Below are 16,831 nucleotides of genomic sequence, written 5' to 3' on the forward strand. Positions count from 1 at the left end.
AGAAGAGAGCGACGGACATGCGCAGAAAAACCCGATCCCTGCTCGGTGGGGCGGTCGCGACACTCGCCGCCCTGGCCCTCCTCGGGCAGCCCAGCCCTGTCCATGCCGCCGACACGGCCTACGACGTCCTCGTGTTCTCCAAGACCGCCGGTTTCCGGCACGACTCGATCCCGGCGGGGACCCAGGCCATCCGTGACCTGGGCGCGGCGAACAATTTCACGGTGACGGCCACGGAGGACGGCAACCAGTTCACCACCGCCAACCTGAGCCGCTACGAGGCGGTGATCTTCCTCAACACCACCGGCGACGTGCTGAACGACGCCCAGCAGTCGGCGTTCCAGTCGTACATCGGCGCGGGCGGCGGCTTCGTCGGCGTCCACTCGGCCGCGGACACGGAGTACAACTGGCCGTTCTACGGTGAACTGGTCGGCGCCTACTTCGCCCGGCACCCCGCTGTCCAGCAGGCCGCCATCAAGGTGGAGGGGCGGGCGCACGCGGCGACCGCCCACCTGCCGCAGACATGGACCCGCACCGACGAGTGGTACGACTACCGCACCAACCCCCGTACCACCGCGCGCGTGCTCACCACGCTCGACGAGTCGTCGTACTCGGGTGGGTCGATGGGCGCCGACCACCCGCACAGCTGGTGCAAGACCTTGTCGGGAGGCCGGTCCTTCTACACCGGCGGCGGGCACAGCCAGGCGTCGTACGCGGAGCCCGCGTTCCGGGCACACCTGCTCGGCGGCATCCGGTACGCGGCGGGCCGGACCAAGGCCGACTGCCGGCCCGAGACCGGCTACACGGCCCTCTACAACGGCTCGACCACCGGCTGGTCGCAGGCCGGTCCGGGCGGCTTCACCAACTCGGATGCCACCCTCGCCTCCCACGGCGGCATGGGCATGCTCTGGCACAGCGCTCGGCAGTTCACCAACTACTCGCTGAAGCTGGACTGGAAGATGCCCGGCGACGACAACTCCGGCGTGGTCGTGGGCTTCCCCCCGACGACCGACCCGCAGTCGGCGCTCGACAACGGCTACGAGGTCCAGATCGACGCCACCGACGCGCCCGACCGCACGACCGGCTCGATCTACGCCGTCAAGGGCCCGGACACGGCCGCCCGGGACATGGCGCTCAACCCACCGGGCGAGTGGAACACCTTCGAGGTGCTGGTGGAGGGCGAGCGGCTCCAGGTCTGGCTCAACGGCGTGAAGATCAATGACTTCACCAACACCGACCCCGCCCGCTCACTCGCCGGCCACATCGGCATCCAGAACCACGGCACGGGAGACGACGTGTCCTTCCGCAACATCCGGATCAAGGAGCTGGGCGGCGGTCCGGCCCCTGGCGCGGGTCCGGTCACCGGGCTGGCGGGCAAGTGTCTGGATGTCCGGAACGGCGGTTCGGCGGACGGGACGGCGGTGCAGATCTCGTCGTGCACGGGTTCGGCGGGGCAGCGGTGGACGGTGGCGCCGGGGTCGACGGTCAAGGCGCTGGGCAAGTGCCTGGACGTCAGTGGCAACGGCACGGCGGACGGCACGAGGGTCGTGCTGTGGTCCTGCAACGGGGGCGCCAACCAGAACTGGCAGGCGAACGCGGACGGTTCACTGCGCAATCCGCGGTCGGGCAAGTGCCTGGACGTGTCGGGCGCCAACTCGGCGGACGGCACCCTCGTGCAGCTGTGGACCTGCAACGGCGGAGCCAACCAGAAGTGGACCCTGCCCTGAGCCGACGCGGCATGACGGAAGGGCCACCGCCCCTGGGCGGTTTCTAGGGATCGTCGCAACACGTGGTTGGTTTGATCAGGCCGCGAGTAGCTTATGCAGGCGCTCGGCTGGGGTTTCCCAGCCGAGCGTTTTGCGTGGGCGGCCGTTGAGCTCGGTGGCCACGGCGGTCAGGTGCTCGGGGGTGTGGAGCGAGAGGTCGGTGCCCTTGGGGAAGTACTGCCGCAGCAGGCCGTTGGTGTTTTCGTTGGAGCCGCGCTGCCAGGGACTGGCGGGGTCGCAGAAGTAGACGGGGATGCCGGTGGCGATGGTGAACCCGCCATGCGCGCCCATCTCGCTTCCCTGGTCCCAGGTCAGGGACCTGCGGAGGTGGGAGGGCAGGGTCTGCACCGTGGTGACCAGCGCGTCGCGGACGCTCTCGGCGCTGTGGTCGCCGGGCAGGTGCAGGAGCATGACGTAGCGGGTGGCACGCTCGACCAGGGTGCCGATGGCCGACTTTCCGTCCTTGCCGATGATGAGGTCGCCCTCCCAGTGGCCGGGCACGGCCCGGTCCTCCGCTTCGGCGGGCCGTTCGCTGATCATGACCATGGGGGTGGAGAACCGCGGCTGGCGCTGCTGGGCCTGGCGGCGCGGCTTGCGCCGGGTGCGGCCGGTCCGCAGGGCGCGGGCCAGTTCGCGGCGCAGTTCGCCCCGGCCTTGGACGTAGAGGGGCTGGTAGACCGTCTCGTGGACCACGTGCATCTCCGGCCGCTGGGGGGACTGTGCCCGCAGAGCCTGGCAGATCTGCTCCGGACTCCACCGTAGGTCCAGGTGGTCCTGGATGAAGTTCCGCAGCTCGGGGTTCTGGCCGGTCCTGCCCGGCTTGGGCCGGGGCCTGCGGGCGTCGGCGCGGGCCTGGGCGGCGTGCGGGCGGTACTGGCCGTTGCCGGGGTGCCGGTTGCGGCGGATCTCCCGGCTGACGGTGGACGGGCTGCGGCCCAGCTCGGCAGCGATCGCCCGGACTGTCGCCTTCTCCCGTAGCCGGTCGGCTATGTGGATCCGGTCGGCCTCACGCAGATACCGGGACGGACCGGAAGGCGGCACCACCGCATTGATCGGTGGTGCCGCCTTCTGTCTGCGGTCGGCGCTGCGGCCGTTACGCCACTTCCTGCCGGTTCGAGCGTCGATCCCGACGAGCCGGCAGGCTTCCTTGTTGCTGTAGCCCTGCTGCACGAGCCGGGAGTATTCCGCACGCTCCCGCCTCAGCCTCACAGGGCCCTGAGCCGTCCGATCCCTACGGATCTCGAAGTCCATTGCATCCCCTGAGCTGGGGTGTTGCAACGACCACTAGAACCCAAGGGGGAGTGAGGGCGGCCCTTCCGGGTTCCCGGGCCGGGTGTGGCCGGCGGCAGGCCGTGCCGCGTCTCGGCGCGGGCGGCGACTCAGCGGTAGCCGGCGGCGACGATGTTGGCCTGTATCGCGCTCTCGGTCGTGTCGGACGGGTATCCGGACACCATCGCGCCCTCGTAGAACGTGCCGGCGCTGAGGTTCGCGCCGCCGCCGGGCTTGCAGCAGTCACCACCGCTGCCGAGGATGATGGCGCCCTGCTTCTTCATGGGGCTGTAGCCGGGCGGAAGCGCGCCGTCCCAGAGCGTGGTCAGGCTTCCGGTCTGGGCGTTGCCGCCCTTGAGCGCGAAACGGCTCGTCCCGTTGTTCTTCAGCATCGCCGTCACGAACTTGCTGGTGAAGGCCCGCTGGTTGGGGTTCCACGTCTGACTGCCACCGGAGTAGAGCCCCCATTCGAGGTCGGCCTGGACCCATGGGCCCCGGCCGGCGCACCCGCCGAACCAGCACTGGGTGCTGAAATTGATCGCGTCCATCGCCCCGGCCGCATCGGCCGCCCGGGTCGTCTCACTGTTGCCGTAGTCGAAGCAGCAGCCGCCGTTGACATGGGTGCCGCTGGTCACCATGTACATGCCTTCCGGGGCGCTGCCGGTCGGAACGCCGGTCAGATGGCCGTCCCGCCAGTAGCTGTTGCCGGGGTTGATGTACAGCGAGTAGGCCTTGCTGCCGCCGACCGCCAGCGACTCCGACGTCGCGATCGCCGGGCGGCTCTGGGGGGAGCCGGGAACCACACTCGATCCCTGGTACCACAGGTCGTTGCCGCGGCCGGACTGGTCGTAGACGACGGTGATGACACAGGTGGTCCCCGCGCAGAACGAGTCCTGCGCCGCCGCATCGGCGGAGCCGCCCGCGCTCAGGACGCGGATGTTCCGGGTCGTGCTGTCGGACGAGCGCCGGACCTGGTAGAGGTTGCCGTTGTAGGTGCCGTAGAGCGCTCGTACGGTGCTGTGGGCGGCGATGCAGGGGGTGCCGCCCGAGGCGTAGATGTCGCACGTGCCCGCGCCGCCCGGCACCGGCGGGGTCGGCTGCGTCGGCGAGTCCCACTGCTGGTTGGTGCCGCCGTTGCAGGACCAGAGGATGATCCTGGTGCCGCCCGCGGTGCCGGCGGCGTTGGCGTCGAGGCACAGTCCGGACTGGACGCCGGTGATGGTGCCGTTGGGGTTGACGTTCCACTGCTGGTTGTTCTGGCCGTTGCAGTCCCAGACGACGACGGCGGTGCCGTTGGTGGTGCCGCGTCCGCTGGCGTCGAGGCACTTGTTGCCCTGCAGGGTCAGTTGTTTGCCGGCGGTGTAGGTCCAGGTCTGGCCGACCGCGTCGGTGCAGTCCTGGAGTTGGGTCTGGGTGCCGTTGGTCGTGCCGGCGCCGGGGACGGTCAGGCAGCGGCCGGACTGCACGCCCACGACGGGGGCGCTCTGCCCGGGCTCGATCGGTGCCGCCACCGCGGTGGCGCCGACGGCGACAAGCACCAGGGCGGCGCCCAGTGCGGACAGCCGTCCGGACCGGCGGGGCCGAATTCTCCGAAACACCATGACGGTTCCTCACCTGTTCGTAGGGAGGGATGCCCGGCGCGCGACCGCGCCGGGCATCCCCGTCCGGACCGGGCTATACCGCGGTGAACCGCCACTGTTGGTTGGTGCCGCCGTGGCAGTTCCACTGCAGGAGTCGTGCGCCGTCGGCCGTCGAGCCGCCGTTGACGTCCACGCACAGTCCACTGGGGAGGCTTTTCACCGTGTACACACCCGCCGTGCCGGTCGGTGTGACAAGGAACTTCTGCGCGTTGCCGTTGTCGCAGGTGGACTGCTGCAGGAACGCGCCCTGGGCGGTGGACCCGCCCGTGACGGCGAGGCACTTGTCGCTGTGCGCCGCCTTCAGGTGGACGGCGCCCCCGCCGGCGTCGACGGCCTGCCACTTCTGGTTGCCGGCGCCGGTGGCCGGCCACTGGACGATCTGGGCGCCGTCGGCGGTCGAGGCGCCGTTGACGTCCATGAATTTGCCGCTGTGCTGTGCTGCGACCGTCCAGGTCCGACCGGCCACGCCACCGCCGCCGCTGCCCGGTTCGCCGACCCCGTTGCCGCCGAAGGTGAGCGAGTCGAGGTCGAACCAGTTGTTCGAGGTGCCCTTGAACACCAGGTAGAGCGCGTGCGAGCCGGAGAGATCGGCTGTGTTCACCGCTGACGTGGACTGGTAGGTGTTCCAGCCGCCGGTGCTGGGCACTGGTGTCGTGGCCAGGAGCGTGCCGGTCGGGGAGTCGGCGCGCAGTTCGATCGTTCCGCCGCCGCTCGGCGACGACAGGCGGTACTTCACGCTCGTGACGCCCGACAGGCTCATCGGTTTGAACGCGATCCAGTCGCCGTCGGAGACGTTGCCGACCCGCTTGCCGCTCTCCGCGCCGGACTGCTCGACGACCTGCACACCCGAGTGGTCCGTGTAGAACTCGGCCTGCTTGTGCTTGGGCTGGAGGACCGCTTGAGCGTATCCGGTGAGCGGGTCCGCACCGCCGGAGCCGCCGTCGTCGGTGTAGCGGGCGTTGAGGACGTAGTAGAGGTTGGCGCCCTCAGGGTGCCCGCCGAGCAGCGTGGTGTCGATGGTGCCCGAGCACCCCGGGTAGTCCCTGGTCTCATGCTGGTGGTCGTCGTGGCCGAGGGCGGGGTTGACGAACACCTTGGCGCAGTCGATGGGCGCGCCGCCGGGGTCCGAGACGGACACCTTGTACGAGACGCGGTCGCCGAAGTCCAGCATGCCGCCGTTGGACGGAACCGTGATGGTGACGGTCGGTTCGGTGTTGCCCACGGTGATCGGCACGTTGGCGAAGGCTGTCCTGCCGGTGTTGTCGGTGACTTTGAGCTGGGCGGTGTAGTTGCCGTTCGCGGTGTAGGTGTGTGACGGGTTGGCCGCCGTGGACGTGGTGCCGTCGCCGAATGTCCAGTGGTGGCTGAGCGTGTTGCCGGGATCCGGGTCGTTGGACCCCGCGCTGCTGAACTGCACGGTCAACGGCGCGTTCCCGCTGGTGGGCGTGCCGGTGGCCTTGGCGATCGGCGACCGTCCGCCGTGGTTGTAGTCGATGCGGTAGAGACCCGAGTCGTTGTTGCCACCGGAGAAGTTGTTGCCCCACTCGAGCAGGTACAGCGAGCCGTCGGGCCCGAACTCCATGTCCATCGGCTTGAGGAACTTGGCGGCGGGCAGGAAGGGGTTGGTCCGGGTGACCGCGGTCGCGGAGTCGAAGTGGACCTCCTTGACGGTGTGGCGCGACCACTCGTAGAAGAAGTGGACCCCGTCGTAGTAGGGCGGGAACTTCGTCTCGGACGGGTTCGCGGCGCTGTACCGGTAGACCGGTCCGCCCATCGGCCCCGAGCCGCCGGAGCCGAGTTCGGGGAAGTTCGACGAGACGCCGTAGCCGTACCACATGTTCGGCGCGACGATCGGCTTGAGGCTGGTCAGGCCGGTGTTGTTCGGCGAGTTGTTGACCGGCGCGTTGCAGTTGAACTTGGCGCCGACGACGCCGGTGCTCGGGTTGAACGGCGCGTAGGCCTGGTTGTCGCCGTGGCAGAACGGCCAGCCGTAGTTGCCCGGGGCCTTGATGACATTGAGCTCGACGAGCCCCTCGGGGCCGCGGTTCGTCGCGGGCGGGTTCCGGTCCGGGCCGTAGTCGGCGAGGTAGACCCACCCGGTCTCCGGGTCGATCGAGAAGCGGAACGGGTTGCGGAATCCCATAGCGTAGATCTCCGGCCGGGTCTGCGCCGTGCCCTGCGAGTAGAGGTTGCCGGCCGGGACGGTGTAGCCGCCGTCGGCCGACGGCCGGATGCGCAGGAGCTTGCCCCGCAGGTCGTTGGTGTTGCCGGCGGTGCGGGCGGCGTCGAGGTTGGCCTTGCCCTGCCGCCAGTCCAGCGGGGCGTAGCCCTGCCAGTTGGAGTCGAGGTTGGGCGGGACGTCGTCCCCGGTGCCGATGTAGAGGTTCTTGTCGGGCCCGAACTCGATGTACCCGCCCGTGTGTCCGGGCTCGGCGAACGTGCGGTCCCGGGTCGCGGGGATGTCGATGATCGTCACCTGGCTCGACATGTTCAAGTTGTCGCCGGTGAGCGTGAACCGGGAGACGCGGTTGATGTCGTTCGGGACTCCGGCCGGGGAGTGATACAGGTACACGTAGCCGTTGTCGGCGAAGTCGGGGTCGAGGGCCAGTCCGGTGAGGCCGTCCTCTCCGCCGGTGTACACGCTGAGCGTGGCGGCTGTCACGGTCCGGTTGGTGGTCGGTTTGAAGATCTTCAGCTGCCCGCCCCGCTGGACGTAGAGCACTCGCCCGTCCGGGGCGACCGCGAGGGCCATCGGGTCCGCGGTGTTGTCGTCGAGGGTGCGCTTCTCGAAGTTGCTCCACACCGTGCCGCCGCAGTCGCCGGGTTCGGCGCCGGCCGCCCACTTGACGCCGCCGAGGACGTGGTTGCGGAAGTGGGTCTCGCTGTAGGCCGCGCTGGTGTGCCCCATGCCGGTGGCCCACACGCGGCCGCCGCCGGTGTTGCGGCACCAGGAGATGGGGTGGTCCGGCCCCATGGCGCGGGGGCCCGGGTTGTACGTGCGCTCGTCCGCGGTGACGAGGACATGGACGTCGCCGCGGGGGTTGCGGTCGAAGTTGTACCACTCCTCGCTGCGGTTCCACCGGTCCGGCAGGCCGGCCGTCGACGGATGCTTCTTGTCCGCGACGATGGCGGTGCCGCCCAGCACTCCGGGGGAGTGCTCCGGCATGTGCGCGCCGCCGTTGACGGTCTGGTCCCACCAGGGGTACTCGTTCTCGATGCCCATGTCCGTGGCGTTGTGGATCGCGACGATGCCCTTGCCGCCGGCGAGGTAGCCCTCCATCGCCTGACGCTGGGCCGCCGTGGTCCACACCATTCCCGAGGTCTGGAACATGATGATCACGTCGAAGGTGGCGAGGTTCGCCGGGGTGAAAACGCTCGAATCCTCGCTGTGGACCAACTCGAAGTTGTTGGCCGCCGCCTGCTCCCGGAACATCGTGAGGCCGGCGGGGATCGAATCGTGTCGGTAGCCCGCGGTCTTCGTGAAGACCAGGGCTCGGAAGGCCGGCGCCGCTGACGCCGGTTGGGCGACGACGAGCGACAGGAGCACGCTCGCGATCACCCCGAAGACAAAAATGATGCGACGCATGCCGTCTCCCATTTCGGCGGAGCAACGATGGCATGACCACGGGCACGCGCCGGCCGCACCTCCGATGCGTCGGAGTGCGCGAGCGCGTCGTAGGCACACGTGTGCCGTCAGCTCGTCGTCCGTCCGCCGTGACGGACAGTCAAGTCCCTACGGAAGCAAGGGGAGTCACACCGGATGCGACCGTCTCCCGTGGTCTGCGGGCCAGCATGCAGCGGCGTGTCACAACAGTCAATATGAATCGGGTGCGGCCGATTCCATAACACATTTTGCGCATCAATCGTGGTCGGTTCGGCGCGCGACTGTCGTCGGGTGGATTCCGTAACGCATTTTGGACACCGATTTTCGTGGTCCGGTGTGCGACTCCGGGCGGGCCGATTTGATAACAGATTTCGACGCATCGATCGCGGCCGGCCGATCGCCGGTCCGCATTGAGCAGTTCGAACGGCGAATATCCTGCTGCGATGTCCGCTGGTATTGCCAGGTGCTGATCGAGGCATTTACCCTCGGGGCCGCGATGTCGCCATCGCGTCCGGCGAAATTTCGCGGTCATTCGACCTGACGACGCGAATGCAGAGGTTTCCACGATGTCTGGCCTGCTGCCGTCGCCGCTGCTCGCTCTGCGAGGCATCGGCAAGTCGTTCCTCGGTGTGCGGGTGCTCGACGGCGTCGACCTCCAGGTCCGGCCGGGCGAGGTGCACGCGGTCGTCGGCGAGAACGGCGCCGGCAAGTCCACGCTCATGAAGGTGGTGTCCGGCGTCCACCAGCCCGACGAGGGAACCGTCGAGTTCGCCGGCGCACAGCAGACCTTCCGCAGCCCGCGCGAGGCCCAACAGGCCGGTATCGGCATCGTCCACCAGGAACTGACCCTGCTGCCCGAGCGCACCGTCGCGGAGAACGTCTGTCTGGGCCGCGAGCCCTTGCGCCGCGGGCTCGTCGACCGCAGGGCGATGCTCAGCCACACCGCGGAGCTCCTCGCCTCGATCGGGGAGGGCTCGATACCGCCCGACACGCGCGTGGGACGACTCGGCGTGGCGCAACAACAGGTGGTCGAGATCGTCAAGGCGCTCGCCCTCGACACGCGGCTGCTCATCATGGACGAACCCACCGCGGCTCTCGCCGACCACGAGGTCGACCAGCTCTACGCGCTCGTACGGCGGCTGCAGGCGCAAGGGATCGGCGTGCTGTACGTCTCGCACCGCCTCAAGGAGGTCTTCGACCTGTCCAGCCGGATCACCGTGCTCAAGGACGGCCGGGCGGTGGCCGCATTGGACACCGCGGACACCGGCCCGGATCAGCTGGTGCGCCACATGGTCGGCCGCGAGCTGTCGAGTTACTACCCCGACCGGGCGAAGCCGCAGGAGCTGGGCCCGGTGCGGCTGACCGTCCGGGGCGGAGGCAACCGGAAGCTGCGCGGCATCGACCTGCGGCTGCGCGCCGGCGAGGTGCTCGGCGTCGGCGGCCTGCAGGGGTCCGGCCGGTCGGCGCTGGCCCGCGCACTGTTCGGCGCCGCACCGTTCGGCACCGGCCGGGTGACCGTCGACGGAGCGCCGGTCCGGCTGCGCTCGCCCCGCGCCGCGATGCGGGCCGGTATCGCCTACGTCTCCGAGGACCGCAAGGGAGAGGGGATCGTCGCCGAGCATTCGGTGCTCGACAACGCGCTGTTGGCCGGCCGCGCCGTCCGCCCGGTCCGGTTCGGCCGACGTGCCCGGACCGCGCGGATCGGGGAGCTGCTCGCGGCCGTCGAACTTCGCGGCGCGAGGGAGGACCAGGAGATCCGTTTCCTGTCCGGGGGCAACCAGCAGAAGGTCGTGTTGGCCAGGTGGCTCGCGCTCGCACCGGGGATCCTGCTCTTCGACGAGCCGACCCGCGGCATCGACGTGGGCGCCAAGTCGGCGATCCACGATCTCGTCCGCCGACTGGCCCGCGACGGCGCCGCCGTGCTGATGGTCTCGTCCGAGCTGCCCGAGCTGCTCGGCATGAGCGACCGGATCATCGTCATGCGCGACTGCCGGATCGTCGGCGAGCTGCCCGCCGGCGCGACGGAGGAGGACGTCGTCGCCCTGGCGGTCGGCACCGCGCGGGAGGCGGCCGGATGAGCGGCGCGCTGTCCCTGCCGGCCCGGTGGACCCCGCCCGGCGTGTTCGTCGCGCTGGTCCTCACCCTGGCGACCGGCTGGATCGTCGTCACGGTCGACGGCGGCCGGCTGTTCAGCGTGCCGACGACGGTGAGCCTGCTGCACGTCGCCGCCGGTCTGGGCCTCGTCGCGGTCGGCCAGACGCTGGTCGTCGTCGGAGGCTCGCTGGACCTGTCCGTGGCGTACGTGGTCAGCCTGAGCACCCTCGTCGCCGCCGAGACCATGGCCGGTGACGACGGTGCGCTGCTGCCGGCGATCGGCCTGACGCTCGCCGTCAGCGCCACGATCGGCCTCGTCAACGGCCTGCTCGTCACCGCCGCGCGGATCAACCCCTTCATCGCGACCGTCGGCGTCGGACTGCTGTTGAAGGGATACCTCGACAACGGATACGACGGCCCGGCCGGCAAGACCGCACCGGCCCTGGTGCAGGGCCTGGGCTACCAGCGCATCGGCCCGGTGCCCCTGTCGTTCCTGCTGCTGCTCGCCGTCGCCGCCGCGGCCTGGTTCCTGCTGGCGCGCACCCGCTTCGGCCACCACCTGATCGCCGTGGGCGGTGACCCGGAGGTCGCCCGGCTCTCCGGCGTGCGGGGCGGCCGGGTCCTCGTCACCGCCCATGTGCTGTGCGCCCTCTGCGCCGGCCTCGCCGGGGTCTATCTCGCCAGTCGGCTCGGCGCCGGCGCACCGAGGGTCGGCACCGAGGGACTGTACGACCTGGAGTCGATCGCCGCGGTGGTGCTCGGCGGCACCGCCCTGGCCGGCGGGCGCGGCGGCGTCGCCGGCACGGTCGGCGGCGTGCTGCTGCTCGCGAGCATCGACGCCATCTTCAACCAGCTCGAGGTCGACGTGTTCTTCAAGCAGGTGATCCGTGGCGTGATCATCATCGCGGCGGTCGCCGTCTACGCCCGCCGGGCGCTGCGAAAGGCGTCATGACATGCGGATCGCGCGCCCACTGCGGCTCCTCGAGCTCCGCTCCGGCAGTCTCGCACCGATCATCGTGATCCTGGCGGTGTTGCTGGTTCTGCTGACCGCCCGCCAGCCGGACTTCCTCTCGCCGCCGTCGCTGATGTCGTTCCTCGGCCGCTCCGCGCCGGTCGTGCTGCTCGCCGCCGGCCAGTACTTCGTGATCGTCTCCGGCGAACTGGACCTGTCCGTCGGCTCTCTGGTCACCGCGCAGGTGGTCGTCGCCGCCCGGCTGATCGACGGTGACCCCTCGGCCGGCTGGCCCGTCGTGGTACTCCTGCTCGCGTTCGGCATCGCCGTAGGCCTCGTCAACGGCCTCGTCACCACGTGGCTGCGGGTGCCGTCGTTCATCACGACCCTCGGGATGTTCCTGATCCTCATCGGCGCCGTGTACCTGTGGTCCGACGGTGCCCCGAAGGGCGGCCTCTCCGAGAGGTTCCGTCGGCTCGGCCGGTCGGCGTTCGAGGATGTGCCCGTACTGGGCCGGATACCGTACGCCCTGGTCGTCCTGCTGGCGGCGGCCGCTCTGGCGCTGGTGCTGACGCGTTCGGACTTCGGCCGCACCCTGGTCGCCGTCGGCGGCAACCCGCGGACCGCCGAGCTGAGCGGCGTGCGCGTGTGGCGCGCCAAGACCCTGGCGTTCGTCCTCAGCGGGCTCGCCGCCACGCTCGCGGCGGTGCTCATCGGCGGGTACAGCGGAGTGTCGTTCCAGGCCGGTGCCGGCCTGGAGTTCGGCGCGATCACCGCGGCGGTCCTCGGCGGTGTCGCTCTGGGCGGGGGCCGCGGTTCGGTCGTCGGCGCGATGCTGGGCGCGCTGACCCTCGAGACGCTCTTCACGCTCATGAACTTCTACGGCGTCTCCGGCGCCCTCGAACCGACCGTCCAGGGCGCGATCATCCTGTTCGCCGTGGCGGCGGCGTCCTTCCGTTTCCGGTCCGGATGAAGGGGATTCAGTGAGGCATTCCATGACGGTGCTGGCCGTCAGCACCCTACTGGTGCTGGCCGGCTGCTCCACCGACGAGCCCACCACCGGCGCATCGGGTTCGCCCTCCGCGGGCACCGGGTCGGGCACCGGCAAGCAGTCGAAGTTCTTCGTGCGGGCCGACTACGAGGAGCAGCTGGCGCTCCTGGACTCCACGCCCACCGGACCGGCCGGCAAGCCCTGGGAGCAGGCGCTCGACCCGGAGATGGTGCAGACCGCGAAGTTCAAGAAGCCCGGACCGTACAAGATCTGCTTCTCCAACGCGGGGCTGAACAACCCCTGGCGCCAGGTCGGTTTCAAGACCATGCAGGCCGAGGTCGACACGCACCGCGGCCGGATCTCCGAGTTCGTCCACGTCGACGCCGAGGGCAAGGACCAGAAGCAGATCGCCGACATCAACGACCTGCTCGGCAAGGGCTGCCACGCGCTCATCGTCTCGCCGAACACCACCGCGACGCTCACCCCGGCCGTGGAGGCCGCCTGCCGGAAGGGCCTGCCGGTCGTCGTCTTCGACCGCGGCGTCGACACGACCTGCCCGGTGACGTTCGTCAACCCGATCGGCGGCTACGGATTCGGCCACGTCGCGGCGGAGTTCGTCACTCAGAAGATGAAGAAGGGCGGCAAGGTGCTCGCGCTGCGCATCCTGCCCGGCGTCGACGTGCTGGAGACCCGTTGGTCCGCGGCGAAGGTCGCCTTCGACAAGGCGGGCGTCGACGTCGTCGGCGTCGAGTTCACCGACGGCGACCCGGCCAAGACCAAGAAGATCGTCAACGACTACATCCAGCGGTACGGCACGATCGACGGTGTCTGGATGGACGCCGGGGCGGTCGCGGGCGCGGCGGTCGAGGCGTTCGAGGACGCGGGCAAGCCCGTGCCGCCGATCAACGGCGAGGACCAGCTCGACTTCCTGAAGCTGTGGAAGGACAAGAAGCTCACGGCGATCGCGCCGACCTACCCGACCTACCAGTGGCGCACCCCGATCATCGCCGCGCTGAGGATTCTCGACGGCGAGCAGGTGCCGAACCCGTGGAAGCTGCCGCAGCCGACCATCACCCAGGACAACCTGGACGAGTACGTCGACCCCACCATGCCGCCGCTGCACTACGCGATGTGCGGCTGCACCGACCTGCCCGGCTACCCGAAGCGCTGGAAGTAGCCCGGTGTACAGCGTCGGTGTCAACCCGTGGGTCTGGGCCTCGCCGGTCGACGACGAGGCCCTGGCCGAACTGGTGCCGCGGATCGCCGCGTTCGGCTTCGACGCGGTCGAGCTGCCGATCGAGCGACCCGGCGACTGGGACCCGGCCCGCACCCGGGACCTGCTGGCGGCGTACGGCCTGCGCGCGGTCGGCGTCTGCGCGGTCACCTCGCCCGGACGTGACCTCGTGAACGCCCCGCCGGAGGACGTGGCCTCCACCGTGGAGTACCTGAAAACGTGTGTGGACAGCGCGGCGGCCGTCGGCGCGGCCTGTGTCGGCGGGCCGGTCTACGCCGCGGTGGGGCGTACCTGGCGCATGACACCGCCTGAGCGCGCGGCCTGCTACGCGGAGGTCCGCCGCGCCCTGCGGCCAGTGGCCGACCACGCGGGGGAGCGGGGCGTGAGCATCGGCGTGGAGGCCCTCAACCGCTATGAGACGAGCGTCGTCAACACGGTCGAGCAGGCGGTGGAGCTGATCGACGGCCTGCCCGCGAACGTCGGTCTCATGATCGACACCTATCACATGAACATCGAGGAGGCCGACCCCTACGAGGCGCTCGTCACGGCCGGTCCGCACCTCAAGCACGTCCAGGTCAGCGGCACCGACCGCGGCGCCCCGGGCGCCGACCACTTCGACTGGCCACGCTTCCTCGCCGGTTTGGCCAAGACCGGCTACGGGGGCGCGGTGTGCATCGAGTCGTTCACCGCGCAGAACGAGGCCATCGCCACCGCGGCCTCGATCTGGCGGCCGCTCGCCCCGTCGCAGGACACCCTCGCCCGTGACGGGCTGTCCTACCTCCGAACTGTCCTGCGCGGACTGGAAAACGCTCCCTCGACCGGGTGATGGGGATGGGGTCGCTCTTGCCGTCATCCCCTTCGGCCCGGGAACCGCCATAAGGAGAAAACGTGTTCAGCACTCTCAGTCTACGAAGGCGGCTTCTGGCCGGAGCCGCCACAGCCGGTTTGACCGCGACCGCCGTAGTGGCGTTCCCCGCGCCCGCGTCCGCGGCTCCCCGCACTGTGTACGTCTCCCCGTCCGGCACCGGCACCGACTGTTCCAGCGCGCAGCCGTGCTCGCTGACAGCCGCGCAGGCGGCGGTGCGATCGCTCAACGACGCCATGTCGGACGACATCGTGGTGCAGTTGGCCGACGGTGTGTACCGGCTGGCCCAACCCTTCCGGCTGACGGCGGAGGACTCCGGATCGGGCGGTCACACGGTCCGGTGGCAGGCCGCCCCGTCGGCGCGCCCGGTGATCACCGGTGCCCGTGCGGTCACCGGCTGGTCGGTGGCCGACGCCGGCAAGAACATCTGGAAGGCCGACGTGCCCGCCGGTCTCGACACCCGGCAGCTCTATGTCGACGGCGCCGTCGCCACCAGGGCCCGCACCCAGGTCAACAGGGCCGATTTCACGGCCTCCAGCGCCGGAATGAGGTTCTCCAGCAGCGCCCTGAACTATCTGAACAACCTCTCCAACCAGAGCCGGGTCGAGGTGGAGAGCGTCAACTCCTTCACCGACCGGTACTCGCCGGTGCAGAGCATCAGCGGGAACTTCATCACGATGCAGCAGCCGGCGTGGAACAACAACAACTTCGGCTACGACACCCTCATGAAGCCGCACCGGGCCGGGCCGTTCTACCTGTCCAACGCGTACGAATTCCTGGACGCGCCCGGCGAGTGGTATCTCAACCCCACGACCAGAGCCCTGTACTACATCCCCCTGGCCGGTCAGAACATGAGCACCGTCAGCGTGGAACTGCCCACGCTGCAGTCGCTGGTGAACCTCGGGGGCACGTACGGCGAGCCGGCGCACCACATCGCGTTCAGCGGGATCACCTTCACCGGCACGAGCTGGCTGGGCCCCAGCAGCAACCAGGGTTACGTGGACCAGCAGACCGGCGCGTACCTCGCCGGCAACTGGAACTGGCCGGGTTTCGACTCCTGCCACAACGGCTGCACGCAGTTCGAGGCCGCCCGGCCGCACTGGCAGCAGATGCCGGCCGCCGTGCAGATCTCCGCCGCCAACACCATCACCTTCAGTGACTCCCGGTTCGTCAACCTGGGCCAGACGGCCATCGGCATCGGCAACGACGCGAACGCGCACGCCAGCGGCGTCGGCCTGGGCGCCGCCGACATCACGGTGACCCGTTCCGAGATCGCCCGCAGCTCGGCCGGCGGCATCCTCGTGGGCGGCGTGCGCGCCGACGCCCACCACCCCGGCGACCAGCGCATGGTCAACAGGGACATCACGATCAGCAACAACCGCATCCACGACCTCGGGGCGGACTACCGGGGCATCGTCTCCGTCCTGACCACGTACGTCACGGGCAGCACCGTCGCCCAGAACGAGGTCTACAACATGCCGTACTCCGGCATGTCGATCGGGTACGGCTGGGGCGCCAACGACGCGGGCGGCAGCACCCACTACGCGGGCCGCGGCCTGTACAACTACCAGCCGCGCTACACGACGCCGACCACCGCGTCCAACAACCGGCTCATCGGCAACTACATCCACGATGTCATGCAGCAGATGAACGACGGCGGCTGCATCTACACGCTCGGATGGAACCCGGGCGCGCAGATCAGCCGGAACCACTGCCTGCGGACCAACGGCTACTTCGGGGTGTACTTCGACGAGGGGTCGAAGTACTACACGGCCACCAACAACGTCTTCTCGAACACCGGTACGTGGGCGACGGCCAACTACTGGGGTGGCGAGAACATGGGGAACTGGACGGTCACCAACAACTGGTCGACCAACGGCAGCACGAACATCACCAACGGGGACCGCGGCAACGTGGTCTCCGGCAATGTCACGGTCACCAACGGCAACTGGCCCTCCGGTGCCCAGGACGTGATGGCGTCCGCCGGACCGCAGGGCACCACCCCGCCGCCCACGGGGCAGCAGATCGTGGGCGTGCAGTCCGGCCGCTGCCTGACCGTCCCCGGCGCCGGCACGACCAACGGCACCCAGACCCAACTCCAGGACTGCACCGACGCGGTCGGCCAGACCTGGACCTACACCGCCGGCAAACAACTGACCCTGCAGGGCAACAAGTGCCTCGACGCCAGCGGACGCGGCACCACCAACGGCACCGCCGTCGTCGTCTGGGACTGCAACGGCCAGAACAACCAGCAGTGGAACGTCAACCCCAACGGCACCATCACCGGCGTCCAGTCCGGACTGTGCCTCGACGCCAACGCCGCCGGCACCGCGGGCGGCACCAGGATCATCCTCTGGTCCTGCAACGGCGGCACCAACCAGCAGTGGGCATCGCGATAGCGGAACGCGTCGGTCTCGCT

At 69.6% G+C, this 16,831-nt stretch carries 10 protein-coding genes; 7 read left to right on the forward strand and 3 right to left on the reverse strand.

Features of this window, described 5'->3' with window-relative positions; genetic code table 11:
- The first annotated feature begins 17 nt into the window (after positions 1 to 17).
- Entirely contained in the window at positions 18 to 1,724 is a 1,707-nt protein-coding gene (locus GWK25_RS19325; protein WP_215451803.1) for a ThuA domain-containing protein, read from the forward strand.
- 75 nt (positions 1,725 to 1,799) lie between these two features.
- Here GWK25_RS19325 and GWK25_RS19330 read toward each other — a convergent pair whose 3' ends face one another.
- The 3 genes from GWK25_RS19330 to GWK25_RS19340 all read right to left on the reverse strand — a co-directional run bounded on the left by GWK25_RS19330 (position 1,800) and on the right by GWK25_RS19340 (position 8,258).
- Entirely contained in the window at positions 1,800 to 3,014 is a 1,215-nt protein-coding gene (locus GWK25_RS19330; protein ID WP_215451804.1) for an IS30 family transposase, read from the reverse strand.
- Between the two features lie 128 nt (positions 3,015 to 3,142).
- Positions 3,143 to 4,633, reverse strand: a complete 1,491-nt coding sequence (locus GWK25_RS19335; RefSeq protein WP_215451805.1) for an arabinofuranosidase catalytic domain-containing protein — start codon at positions 4,631 to 4,633, stop codon at positions 3,143 to 3,145.
- Positions 4,634 to 4,706: 73 nt separating this feature from the next.
- Positions 4,707 to 8,258 (reverse strand): ThuA domain-containing protein, encoded by a 3,552-nt coding sequence (locus tag GWK25_RS19340; RefSeq protein WP_215451806.1) that lies wholly within the window; start codon positions 8,256 to 8,258, stop codon positions 4,707 to 4,709.
- A gap of 584 nt (positions 8,259 to 8,842) precedes the next feature.
- Between GWK25_RS19340 and GWK25_RS19345 the strand changes: the two genes are divergently transcribed.
- From GWK25_RS19345 to GWK25_RS19370, 6 genes are all read left to right on the forward strand, one after another.
- The gene (locus GWK25_RS19345) at positions 8,843 to 10,354 is read left to right on the forward strand and encodes a sugar ABC transporter ATP-binding protein (protein WP_215451807.1); all 1,512 of its coding nucleotides are present in this window, start codon (positions 8,843 to 8,845) and stop codon (positions 10,352 to 10,354) included.
- Positions 10,351 to 11,322 (forward strand): ABC transporter permease, encoded by a 972-nt coding sequence (locus tag GWK25_RS19350; protein ID WP_215451808.1) that lies wholly within the window; start codon positions 10,351 to 10,353, stop codon positions 11,320 to 11,322. Before GWK25_RS19345 ends, GWK25_RS19350 begins: the two co-directional genes overlap by 4 nt.
- A gap of 1 nt (position 11,323) precedes the next feature.
- Positions 11,324 to 12,295: an ABC transporter permease gene (locus GWK25_RS19355; RefSeq protein ID WP_215451809.1), complete on the forward strand. Its 972-nt coding sequence runs from the start codon at positions 11,324 to 11,326 to the stop codon at positions 12,293 to 12,295.
- A 22-nt stretch (positions 12,296 to 12,317) separates the two neighbouring features.
- Complete coding sequence (locus GWK25_RS19360; protein WP_215457449.1) at positions 12,318 to 13,490, forward strand: ABC transporter substrate-binding protein; 1,173 nt, start codon at positions 12,318 to 12,320, stop codon at positions 13,488 to 13,490.
- Between the two features lie 4 nt (positions 13,491 to 13,494).
- The gene (locus GWK25_RS19365) at positions 13,495 to 14,373 is read left to right on the forward strand and encodes a sugar phosphate isomerase/epimerase (RefSeq protein ID WP_215451810.1); all 879 of its coding nucleotides are present in this window, start codon (positions 13,495 to 13,497) and stop codon (positions 14,371 to 14,373) included.
- A 119-nt stretch (positions 14,374 to 14,492) separates the two neighbouring features.
- On the forward strand, positions 14,493 to 16,811 hold the full coding sequence (locus tag GWK25_RS19370) for a ricin-type beta-trefoil lectin domain protein (RefSeq protein WP_215451811.1): 2,319 nt from the start codon (positions 14,493 to 14,495) through the stop codon (positions 16,809 to 16,811).
- Positions 16,812 to 16,831 lie beyond the last annotated feature (20 nt).

It is taken from the genome of Streptomyces sp. ATCC 21386 (genome assembly GCF_018728545.1).
Taxonomy (GTDB): domain Bacteria; phylum Actinomycetota; class Actinomycetes; order Streptomycetales; family Streptomycetaceae; genus Streptomyces.

Coding starts and splice junctions, on each gene's coding strand:
- GWK25_RS19325 (WP_215451803.1), top strand. CDS start 18: ATGCGCAGAAAAACCCGATCCCTGCTCGGTGGGGCGGTCGCGACACTC.
- GWK25_RS19330 (WP_215451804.1), bottom strand. CDS start 3,014: ATGGACTTCGAGATCCGTAGGGATCGGACGGCTCAGGGCCCTGTGAGG.
- GWK25_RS19335 (WP_215451805.1), bottom strand. CDS start 4,633: ATGGTGTTTCGGAGAATTCGGCCCCGCCGGTCCGGACGGCTGTCCGCA.
- GWK25_RS19340 (WP_215451806.1), bottom strand. CDS start 8,258: ATGCGTCGCATCATTTTTGTCTTCGGGGTGATCGCGAGCGTGCTCCTG.
- GWK25_RS19345 (WP_215451807.1), top strand. CDS start 8,843: ATGTCTGGCCTGCTGCCGTCGCCGCTGCTCGCTCTGCGAGGCATCGGC.
- GWK25_RS19350 (WP_215451808.1), top strand. CDS start 10,351: ATGAGCGGCGCGCTGTCCCTGCCGGCCCGGTGGACCCCGCCCGGCGTG.
- GWK25_RS19355 (WP_215451809.1), top strand. CDS start 11,324: ATGCGGATCGCGCGCCCACTGCGGCTCCTCGAGCTCCGCTCCGGCAGT.
- GWK25_RS19360 (WP_215457449.1), top strand. CDS start 12,318: ATGACGGTGCTGGCCGTCAGCACCCTACTGGTGCTGGCCGGCTGCTCC.